The organism is Protofrankia sp. Cr1, assembly GCF_963555865.1.
Classification (GTDB): Bacteria; Actinomycetota; Actinomycetes; order Frankiales; family Frankiaceae; genus Protofrankia.
Genome location: NZ_CAUVXO010000155.1, coordinates 1 through 10,573 on the forward strand (window position 1 = coordinate 1; position 10,573 = coordinate 10,573).

General features: G+C 67.2%; 7 protein-coding genes. 5 read left to right on the forward strand and 2 right to left on the reverse strand.

Annotated elements, in window-relative coordinates; all coding sequences use genetic code 11:
• Positions 1–1,985: 1,985 nt before the first annotated feature.
• The 5 genes from U9980_RS13870 to U9980_RS13890 are packed head-to-tail and all read left to right on the forward strand — an operon-like array spanning position 1,986 to position 7,940.
• Positions 1,986–2,324, forward strand: coding sequence for a hypothetical protein (locus U9980_RS13870; RefSeq protein WP_322768292.1), 339 nt, complete (start codon positions 1,986–1,988; stop codon positions 2,322–2,324).
• A gap of 9 nt (positions 2,325–2,333) precedes the next feature.
• Positions 2,334–3,749, forward strand: a complete 1,416-nt coding sequence (locus U9980_RS13875) for a caspase family protein (protein WP_322768293.1) — start codon at positions 2,334–2,336, stop codon at positions 3,747–3,749.
• Positions 3,746–6,055 (forward strand): tetratricopeptide repeat protein, encoded by a 2,310-nt coding sequence (locus U9980_RS13880; protein ID WP_322768294.1) that lies wholly within the window; start codon positions 3,746–3,748, stop codon positions 6,053–6,055. The genes U9980_RS13875 and U9980_RS13880 overlap by 4 nt, the downstream gene beginning before the upstream one ends.
• A 39-nt stretch (positions 6,056–6,094) precedes the next feature.
• The gene (locus U9980_RS13885) at positions 6,095–7,372 is read left to right on the forward strand and encodes a vWA domain-containing protein (protein WP_322768295.1); all 1,278 of its coding nucleotides are present in this window, start codon (positions 6,095–6,097) and stop codon (positions 7,370–7,372) included.
• Complete coding sequence (locus U9980_RS13890) at positions 7,362–7,940, forward strand: FHA domain-containing protein (protein WP_322768296.1); 579 nt, start codon at positions 7,362–7,364, stop codon at positions 7,938–7,940. The genes U9980_RS13885 and U9980_RS13890 overlap by 11 nt, the downstream gene beginning before the upstream one ends.
• Positions 7,941–7,967: 27 nt before the next feature.
• On the opposite strand, the gene U9980_RS13895 is transcribed toward U9980_RS13890, so the two are convergent.
• Both U9980_RS13895 and U9980_RS13900 read right to left on the reverse strand, forming a co-directional pair.
• On the reverse strand, positions 7,968–9,110 hold the full coding sequence (locus U9980_RS13895; protein WP_322768297.1) for a glutamate ABC transporter substrate-binding protein: 1,143 nt from the start codon (positions 9,108–9,110) through the stop codon (positions 7,968–7,970).
• Positions 9,107–10,573: hypothetical protein (locus U9980_RS13900; RefSeq protein WP_322768298.1), on the reverse strand; the 1,467-nt coding region annotated here is incomplete at its 5' end. The genes U9980_RS13895 and U9980_RS13900, both read right to left, overlap by 4 nt.

Sequence of the window (10,573 nt, forward strand, 5' to 3'; positions counted from 1 at the left end):
ATCTCTTCCAGATCGAAGGTGCGGTCCACGACGGGCTGGAAGGCGCCCGTTCGCAGACCAGAGGCCACGAACGCCTCGGCACGGCGCAGCCGCCGTTCGTCAGTGGTGATCTCAAACAGGGTGTAGGTGCGCATGTTCAACGCCGGCATCATCGCCCGAACCGACCTGGGCAACCCGTGAAAGATCCGAGCTAGGTCAACACTCACCGTTCTTGGTGAGTTCCACGTACTTCTTGTTCAGGCGGTTGAACTCAGCACTGCCCGAGTCAACCGTCGCTGGGGAATCGACGCTATGTGCGAGAAGACACGGCCGTACCCGTTCGGCGTAGAAGCGTTCGTCGCTAGCCGCAAGCGCGGCGAGAGCCGCTGGGTCAGTGGTGCTAAAAACGAATTCAACGATGTCAAAGGTTTCGTGGTAACAGCGCCCTTCGACCGAGCTCAAGTCGGGAGACTTGGGGGTCCCAAGCTTGACTCCAGTTCGATAGTGGATCAAGCCTGATGACGGATCCTGGTCCAGCTCCTCGAGGCGACCGCCTCCAGCCGCGACGCATCTGGCGAACGCGGCGTAAGCAGCCTGATACTCGGCCCGGGTAACCTTGCCGTCCGTAAAGGCCGCCCGTTGCGCTGGCGGAGCATCTGCGAGCGCAACGGTATTCAACGCATCCCTGCCACGCTGCGGATCCGTAGAATCGTCTCCGCAGGCCGTTAGGAAAACAATGCCTGCGGCAAGGCCAAGGACTCCGATGGTCGTTGTCCGCCGTGGCTGCCGTCGCGCACCTGCACGAGCAGACACGGTACTACCTTCCTGGAGACGTCACGATCGATTGTCCGGACCTCAGTTCGAGATGTCGACGCCGTGGCCGCGATAGTAAGTGCAGGATCCGGTCCATGACCACGTATTGATTCCCCGCCATGGCCCCAAGTTATACCAGTCCGTCTGGCCGTTGCTCGTCTCGCACTCCTGCCAGGCACGGATGTAACCCGTACCAGCTGTGTAATACGCTCCGGTCGGGTTGTGACTGCTCGTAAGATACCAGCTTGTGGGATACGCCTGCGCAGGCGTAGCCACGGTCAGCGCCGCGATTGCCGAGGCCGCTATTACAATTGGTGCGATCACGCCCTGCTTCATGATCCGCTTCATGATCTGCTTCCCTTCATGGTTGACGGGACTGATTCCTCGAGAGAGTCACCATTCGCCGCCCCTTTTTCTTCTTCCACGTCAGTGTGCATCCCACCCGTTCTCGGAACCGTCCGCGCAAAGACGAGGAATCCGTGTCAACTCCGGTCCAGGCTTGGGTGGAATGTCGTTGCCGGTCGGCGCCAGCGTGTTGAGCGCCCCGACCTGGTGGGATAGGGATGTCTGAAGTCCTAGATCCGTTCGGAGTCGGGGTACAGTCAAGAGTTTGGCTAGGACCTGCTCGAGACATTTCTACCGCTCACCGGTTCTGTCTCAAAGAACATTGTTTGCAGCCTTATGGCATTTTTAACGCATGGCCGGCTGCGTTAGTTCGCATTTACTTGCTTTAGATCATGGGTACACCTGGAAGGATCCCGGTAGCACCGGCAGCAGAACCAACGTCAACACAGCTCAGCGGACCCGTCGCGAGGGTAAGCGGACCCGTCGCGAGGGTAACCCGCTGACCAGCCTTCGCGGCGTTGATCAGCGCATTCGTTGCTTTTCGGCAGTTGCTACCGAGCCCCCTGATGGGGAACGATCGATGCGGCGCACCGGCGACGGCCCCGGTCTGTGTCGGCCCACGAGGACCAGCAGGCCAGCCAGCTGCCCACGCCTCGGCGCCTCCAGACAGCGGACCAGGAGGAACTGCGGACCCGCCCCTGCCTGCGGGGTCGTCGGGCAGTTCCGATGATCACTGGTGCAGGTGGTCGCGAGAAGCGCTGCACCCGGAGGCAGGTGACCGATGCCGCACTCTCCGGAGGTAGGATCCCCGCGAGATCGACGGTGCGGGATGAAGATCAGGAGCCTTGATGTCCGATGCCAGAGTGGAAGTACCGACGTGCACGTTGCCTTTTCTCGTCGCCGACGACGACGAGGATGCCAGTGGCGGGGATAAGGGCATCTTCCGTCGTCGCGATGGCGAGACGACGATGCGCCATATTCCGGTCGCCGTGTTACGGGAGAACCTCAGACACGTGGTGGACGGCCTACGAGGAGTGTTCGACGAAATCGCCGAAGCCGGCGGGAGGTTACCGCTGAAGGAGGCCCAGATCTCCTTCGAGGTGACCGCGAGCGGTGGTGTCACCGTTGTCGGTGCGTCCAGTCAGATCGGCGCGACGGGTGCGATCACCCTGACCTTCGGCGAGTAGTCACGACGTATGAAGCGAGACTCGGGGGACGGTCGTGACGGCGGGGCGGGAACGTTCCGGGCGCTGCTGCTGGGCGTTCCGTACTACGAAGACACCTCCATCGACGACCTGCCGTTTGTCGAAGAGGACCTACGGGAGCTGATGGCCGCCCTGGAGCCGGTGGGCTACCAGGTGGAGGTACACGACGTGCGGCGGACCAACCGGGACGCGATCGAGTCGGCAATCGAGTCGTTCATCGACCGGGCGTCCCGAAAACAAACGTTGATACTGTATCTGAGCGGGCACGGTGTGCATGGCAACGGTCAGGATTATCTGGTCCCTTCCAGCGCGTTCACACGGTCGGGAAAATTTTTCGACAAGTGCGTTCTCATTGACTTCCGGGATTATATCGATGCCAGTCACGCCGGAGACGTCGTCATCCTCGTCGACGCCTGCCGCGAGGGTGTCCACCTTCAGGAGAAGGCCACCATGAGCGCGGCGGGCTGGTCCCGTCGGCAGGTCCAGCGGGTGAAGGGACGACGGGTCTTCTATGTGTATGCGTGTGGTCCGGGCGAACGGGCCCGGTTCACACGTGGTTCCGACGCGTTCAGCGTGTTCTCCCGGGCGTTGAGTATCGCGATGGCCGACGAGCGCGGGCCATCGACGCTCGCGGAGTTCCGGGTGGCCGTGCAGGAAACCGTCGACGCGCTCACCACAGAGCACGAGCTGCCGAGCCAGCGTGTGCACGTGCTCAGTGAGAGCGACCAGGCGGAGTGCATCCTGGTTGCCCGGCCACCGGCAACCGCACCGACAGATGTGATCAACAAGGATGATTCCGAACCGGTGGTCACCGTCGTGCCCGACGATGCCCCGGACAAGCTGCCTGCGCTCGCCGGGATTCTTGAGACGCTGGACTCGGATCTAGGGCGGGGAACGCGGCTCGCCCTCGACGCGATCGACCGTTTCACCCGGCCGGAGGGTCTGCTCGCCCTGGCCGACCCGGAGTTCCTCACCGACTCGGGGCGGGGCCTGCGGCCCTGGCTAGCGGATCTTGATGCGGCGGTCCGGGCGGGCCGCCGCAACGACGCCGCGATCGGGATAGCGGCCTGGCGACGACACGCCGCCCAGGCGGCCCAGGCCGCCGAGTGCCTCATCGATGCCAATGCAGCGCCACGTAATCAGTACGAGAAGCTACGGGGCCGGCTGCGCGCGTACAGGGCGAAGGCTGGTCGGCTCGGTCTCCTCGAAGACGCCGCACTGTCCATCCTGCACGCGAAGGCCCGCGCGACCCTCGACGAGGTGCCGACGGACCTGCGGCTGGCGGAGCGGTGCATCCTCGACTACGCAGACGCGCTGAGCATCAGAGCCGAACCGGAGGCCCCTCAGGAGCCGGGCATGTCAGCTGCGCCGACCGCCCCGCCCCGACCCGGCGGGGCGGTCGGATGAGCCCGGCGACGACCGGCACGCCGGGTGCGGCCGACATGACCGGCCAGCCATGCCGACGGGAGCGTTGTACGGGCTCGGGGATCATCACCGTGCGCGGGCGTTGCCACGTCTGCGGACACCCCGCGCAGGCCGCCGAGACCGGTCCAGACCATCGCAGGGTCGAACCGGATTCCAAGACGACAGCCCCGATGACGCTGCCCCCGTCCAGACCGTCCGACCAACCGGGTAATTCGTCCCGCCCGACCCTGAGCGGCGGGTTGTTCGCCTTACCGGCTCTGCCGGACCTCCCGCTCACCGGTCCGCCGATACTGGCGGCCACCACCTCCGTGGCCCGCGCTCTGCGCCGCTGCGGCTGGTGCGAGGCGGAGGTGGCGCGGTCCGGTGACGGGCCGGTCGATCTGGAGGGCCGGTGCGGGAGCTGCGGCCAGCCCTACTCGTTCACCGTGAAGCTCGGTCCGGACGATGTCATCGGCAGTCGATACCGGATCGTCGGGCCGCTGGCCCACGGCGGCCAGGGCTGGGTCTACGCGGCGCGCGACGAGCATCTCAGTGACCACCAGCTCAGTGACCACCAGGTCGTGTCCTGGGTGGCGGTGAAGGGCTTGCTGGACACGGCGATCCCGGAGGCCCGCGGTGTGGTCGAGAACGAGCGCCGGGCACTCACGGCGGTGTCCCATCCGAACATCGTCAAGATCAGGGATTTCGTCACCCATGACGGCGCCGACTACATCGTCATGGACTACGTCCACGGCTGGTCGCTGAAGAAGTGCATGCAGACGTCGGGCGGGGCCCTGGCACCGGCCGACGCGGCCCGCTATCTCCTGCGGCTGCTCCCCGCGCTGGACTACCTGCACCGCTACCAGCTGGTGTACTGCGACCTCAAACCGGACAACGTCATGGTGACGTCGGACGAGCTGACGCTGATCGATCTCGGTGGCGCCCGCCGGGTGGACGACACCACGTCCAACTACCTGAGCACCCCGAGCTTTCGCGCACCGGAAATCGACGACGCCGCCTACCGGGACGGTGCCGAACGGGCGTTTCCCTCGATCGCCTCGGACCTGTACGCGGCCAGTCGGATGTTGGCCATGCTGGTGCTCGGTGGAGGGTGGGAGCCCACCAGAAAGAACCGGCACACTCTGCCGTCCTCCCCGGTGTTCGACGCGTTCGACTCGCTGTACCGCCTCCTGCTCAAAGGCACCGCGCGTCGTCCCGAGGACCGTTTCGGCAGTGCCCACGAGATGGCCGAGGAGCTTGTCGGCGTGCTGCACGAGATCGTCGCGGCCCCGGTGGCGGGCCCCGGTGGAGTCCCGGTGGAGTCCCGGTGGCGGGCCCCTGTGGTCAGCCGATGGTTCGAACCGGCGCCACCCATCTTCAGTGAGCAGGCCGACAGCCGATGGCAGGCTCTGGCCGCACTGCGGGTGGACCCGGACGACCCGGCGGCCCTCGCCCTGGACGCACTGTCCGTCCGGGAGGAGTCGGCGGCGCTGGCCGACCGACTGGCGGCGCTGGAACCGATGACCGTGGAGGTGCGACTGCGACGGGTCCGCGCCGAGATCGACGCCGGACGCCTGGACCGGGCACACGACCAGCTTGATGCGCTTGCCGTGGATGAACCGCGCGACTGGCGCGTCGGATGGTACCGGGGGCTGGCGGCAATGGTGGACGGCGAGGCGACGGCCGCCGCGGGCTACTTCGACCGGGTCTACGCCCAGGTGCCGGGCGAGCTGATGCCGCGGTTCGCGCATGCGCTGGCGCTGGAGCAGGCCGGAGATCTGCCGGCGGCTGCCCGCATCCTCGACATCGTTTCCCGCACCGACCCGTCGATCTCCAGCGCAGCCTTCGCGCACGCCCGGTGCGTCAGTGACCCGAAGGACCGCGTGGAAGCCTACAGCCGGGTCACGGCGAACTCCCGGACGTTCGTGACCGCGCGAACCCGCATGATCGAACTGCTCGTCGCGGACGAACCCGGGCAGCCGCCGACGGCGACCGCCATCACCAAGGCTTGCGGGGTCTTCGAAGAGGCAAAACCCGAGATCGGCGAGGACCAGCGGCACGCGCTGCGGCTGGCCGTGCTGGCAGCGGCCGAGCTGCTGGTCGGTTCCGGCGCTGATACCCGCGGCGATACGCCAACCAGCTCCGAGACGTTGCCGGCCACCGTGTTTGGAATCCCGCTGGACATCACGAAACTCGGTCTCGAACGGGAGCGGCTGCTACGCGAGCGCGCGAGGCTCGCCACCACCCGAGCCGACCGCGTCCGGCTGGTGACGCTGGCGAACCGGGTCCGGCCGCGGACATGGACATGACCATTGCGACGTGGGTCACACCGGCTCAGGAAGGCCAGCATGATCAGTTTTGAGCTCACCGTGGATCAGGACCCGTACCTTTCGATCAGCACGACCGCGATGGACACGCTCGTGACGGTGACGGCCGCTGCCGGCGACGTGGCCCCCCCGGCGGACGACCACGCCGTGGTGATTCTGATCGACGCCTCCGGTTCGATGGACTACCCGCGAGTGAAGCTCCCCGCGGCCAAGCGCGCTGCGTCGAAGGCCGTTGAGACGCTGCGCGACGGCACGTACTTCGCCGTGGTCGCCGGAACCGCCACGGCCACGCTGGTCTACCCCGAGTCCCGGCACCTGGCCATCGCCTCCCCGGGATCCCGTCAGGCAGCGATCGACGCCGTCGCGACGCTGCGGTCCAACGGCGGCACGGCGATCGGCCGGTGGCTGACCCTCGCCGACGAGCTCCTGCGCGACGCTCCGGCCGCCATCCGCCAGGCGATCCTGCTAACCGACGGGAGGAACGAACACGAGTCCCCGGAAGAGTTCATGCAGGCGCTACGCGCCTGCGAAGGCCACTTCCGGTGCGACTGTCGTGGCATCGGCGAAGGCTGGGTCGCCGAGGAGCTGGCGACGATCGCCAGCGTGCTGCTTGGCACGGCGCTGGACGTCCCGCAGCCGGCCGACCTCGAGGCGGACTTCCTCGCCATCGCACGCGACGCGACCAGCAGGGTGCTCGCCGAGATCGTTCTACGGATCTGGGTCCCCTACGGGGCGCGGCTGAAGTACGTCACGCAGGCCCACCCGACCATCGAGGAACTGACCGGTCGGGCGCGCCGAGTGGACGACCAGACCACCGACTTCCCGACCGGAGCGTGGGGCCCGGAGAAACGCGAATACCAGGTCCGTATCGAAGGTCTTGATCCTGTCGTCGAGGACGAGGCCAGCTGGGCCGGCCGCATCGACCTGGTCCGGGCCGACAGAGAACTCGCGACCGCGCCGGTCTACGCACGCTGGACCAACGACTACTCGCTGTACAGCCAGACCAGTAAGAAGATGACTACGTTGCGGGAAAAGATCGACTTGGCGCAGGCTATCAAGGCAGGCACGGACGCTCTGCGGGCAGGTGATCTCGCCGCCGCGCGACACCGGCTGGGGAGGGCCGTCGCACGTGCGCACGCCGCGGGCGACTTGGCGGCACTTGAGCTGCTCGCCCGTCTGGTGACCATCGACGACCCGGCGACCGGAACGGTGGTTCTCCGCGACGACGTCCAGGACCACGACGTGCAGGTCGTTATCCTCCGCTCGGTCTGGACCCGTGGGATCGACCATGCCGACTGACGAGACCACCTCCGCCGCTCCGCCGGAGGACGCGCGCCGGCGGAGGGGTGGCGGGTGCCCGAACTGCGGGGCGCGCCAGGCCGTAGGCGAACGGTTCTGCCTGCGCTGCCGCTGCGAGTTCGCGACCGGGACGATGCCGGCGCCGCCGGAGCTGGTCCCGCACCCCGCGGCGAGGGTCCGCTGGGAGGCGCATATCGACGCCGACCGCGTGTACTTCGAGACCGGCAAGTCCGACGGAATGCGGTTTCCCGCCGCACAGCCGCCGAGGATCGTCTCGATCCGCGGCGAGCGCGTCGTCATCGGCCGGCGTAACCGGCTCGACGGTAGACGCCCGTTGATCAACCTGTCGGTGCCGGTCGACGATGAGGGCGTCTCGGCCGAGCATGCCGTCCTCGAACGGACCGCGGACGGCTCCTACCAACTCGTCGACCACGGGTCGCGCAACGGGACACGGCTGAACGACAGGTGCGTCCCCCTCCCGAAGGGCCGGCCGGTTCCGGTGCGGGACGGGGATCAGATCTTCGTCGGTGCGTGGAGCCGCATCACGATCCGCCGGGTAGGTCCCTGAACCCCGCGCCGTCATCGTATCGGTGGCTCACCGGGACCACGGTGGGTACTCCTCGAGCGGGCTGGGTGGGGCGGGTCCGAGCATGCTCAGCCACTGCTGGTAGCTCGCGGCCCAGCGGCCGTCCGCCATGTACGCCTGCAGGACGCCATTGACGAAGGCGACGAACTGGCTGTTGTAGGCCGACTCGCCGGACTGCGTGCTCTTCGGGATTCCGATCCCGTACGGCTCGTCGAGGACCCTTAGGTCGGCGGCGAATGCCTGGTCGAATGCCTGGTCGAATGCGTGCGGGACCACGGTGAGCAGCGGGTCCTGCGCCGCCATCCCGGCCAGGATCACGTCGTCGGTCGCGATCGCGTCCACTTCGCCGCGTTGCAGGCTCACCAGGCAGTCGGCGATGTTCGGGGCAGGCGTCACTGTGGGCGCGGGTGGCCGCAGAGCCTTCAGCTTCTCGAACGACGTGCTCCCGTTCGACGTGCAGACGGTGTGACCTTGGAGATCCCCGATGGAGCTGAAGCCGGCGTTCTTCCGGACCAGCAGCCCGAGGTGCGACGTGTAGTAGACCCCGGAAAAGTTGACGTGCTGCGCGCGTTCACAGGTGATCGTGTAGTTGGCTGCGACGATGTCGACCTTCCCGGACGTGAGTACCGACTCACGTTGGTCGATGGAGACGGGCTGGAACTGGACGGTGTTCTCGCCCGGGCTGAAGATCGCGTCCGCGACGGCGTGGGCGACGTCTGCGTCGAAACCGGTGATCTGGAGTTTCCGCCAGTCCACCGAGCCGAGCGGTGGAGCGTCCACCGCGATGCCCACCTTGAGGAAACCGCGCTGCTTGATGTCCGCCATGGCCGAGCCGGTGGGCATTGAGCCGCCAGGCGTCGGCATCGGATCCATCCGCGGCACGGCTTTACTCAACAGGTCGACCTTGGCGCAAGACGGAGGAGAGGACGAGGACGGCGCGGGTGTGGTCGGCATGGGCAGCAGCGGCCTCGCGTCCGTCGGCAGTGGACTGCCGACGGTGGCACACGCGGCCGCGACGGCCAGCGCCACCGCTCCGACACCGAGCGGGACGATGCGGTGCCGCGCCCAGGCGAATCTTTGGACCACCGGCCCTACGAATCCGCTGGAACGCCCCTCGACGGGTTTACCGACAGACCCCCGGCCGTGCCTCATGCGGCGTACTCCCTCAGACGGCGCCGGAAGCCGGCGAGAATGAACAGGGCCGCGACGAGAACGCCCGCGAAGCCGCTCCAGCCGAGCCAGTCCAACGGCGGCGCGCTTGCTGACATCCGGGCGCGGAAGTCAGCTTGGCGGACGTTGAGCACCTTGTCGAGCTCTTGATCCAACCGGGCGAAGGCGGGTTCCCTGTCGTTCACCGTCAGCAGCGTCGCGCGGGCAAAGCGACTCAGCTCCTCGTCCACGCCACCCGCGGGGTTCTCCGCCACTCCCGCTGGGGCGAGCAGCGCGGTGACGACGGCGCGAGTGGACAGCCAGGCGTCCAGGTCCGCTGTCAGCGCCGGGCGGTCGGGGGCCGGGAGGCGGTCGAGCGCGGCGACCAGCGCTCCCCGCCGTCCAGCAGGAAGCGATCCGGTGGCGAGCTGCTTGCCGTCCAGGTCATAGCCGAGTGCACGCACCGCGTCCTGGGACCCCTGGTCGTACCGGGCCCGGTCGCTCAGCGAAATCAACGACAGATTGTCGTCCGTGCGCGTCTGCAATGCCAGCACCCGGGCCTGAGTGAACAGCACCATGGGCTGGTAACCCTTCTCCTGTGCCGTGACGACCCGGGAGCGCTCGATGCCCATCCCGGCGAACATCAGGCCCCCCGCGAGCAGGAGAACCCCCGTGCCCGCGAGCAGGCGCACGTCGAACACCCGTTGGGTACGGCGGAACAGCAGGACCTGACCGCCGAGCGCGGTGCAGCAACACGTGCCCAGCAGCACCGCTATCTCGACTTCGTGGGTGGCGTCCGTGGCCTGCCGGGACTCCCGGTCGAGGTCCGCGCCGGTCAGGACGAACAGCTGGTCCACGGCGGGCAGAATCTTGTTCTGCATCAGAGCCGACGCGTGCTGCAGGTAGGCTTGGGCCACCTGCTGTCCGACCCGATTGTGCGCCCGTGCCGTCGCGACGAGGTCGGTGTAGGTGGGTATCTGCCGCTCCAGTAGGTCGAGAAGGTCACCTTCGCAGCTGGAATCGGCCAGATCTGTCGGATTGGTCCCGTGGTCCGGGCAGAGGTTGGTGTTGAGGCGCCGCAGTTCGGCGAGAGCCATTTCGGCGTCGGTGACCTTGTCGGTCACCGCATGTTCGGTCCTGGTCGCGTCGTACGCGTCGCGGGCGAGCTGGGGATTGTTCCGGTTGAGGTTGAGGTCGAGCTTGACCTCATCGAATACCAGCGCCGCCGCGTTGGCGTCGGCGTAGGACAGGTCGACGCGCAGGTTCTGGGACTCGATCACGGAAGCGCCGGCGCGTTCACCCGCCACCCGCAACGCGTGATGGCGGTGCACGAAGATGAGCGCGGTCGTGCCGGCCGTCCCCCCGAAAAAGATCACTACAATCACCATCGCGATGCCGAATTGGCGGGGAACGTCGGCCCACTCCCGCCACCGGTTGGCGAACCTGCCCGCCCGCCTAGACCAACC

What these genes read in the sequence shown, in the direction of transcription:
- U9980_RS13875 (WP_322768293.1), top strand. Translation starts at nt 2,334, where the DNA reads ATGAAGCGAGACTCGGGGGACGGTCGTGACGGCGGGGCGGGAACGTTC.
- U9980_RS13880 (WP_322768294.1), top strand. Translation starts at nt 3,746, where the DNA reads ATGAGCCCGGCGACGACCGGCACGCCGGGTGCGGCCGACATGACCGGC.
- U9980_RS13890 (WP_322768296.1), top strand. Translation starts at nt 7,362, where the DNA reads ATGCCGACTGACGAGACCACCTCCGCCGCTCCGCCGGAGGACGCGCGC.
- U9980_RS13895 (WP_322768297.1), bottom strand. Translation starts at nt 9,110, where the DNA reads ATGAGGCACGGCCGGGGGTCTGTCGGTAAACCCGTCGAGGGGCGTTCC.
- U9980_RS13870 (WP_322768292.1), top strand. Translation starts at nt 1,986, where the DNA reads ATGTCCGATGCCAGAGTGGAAGTACCGACGTGCACGTTGCCTTTTCTC.
- U9980_RS13885 (WP_322768295.1), top strand. Translation starts at nt 6,095, where the DNA reads ATGATCAGTTTTGAGCTCACCGTGGATCAGGACCCGTACCTTTCGATC.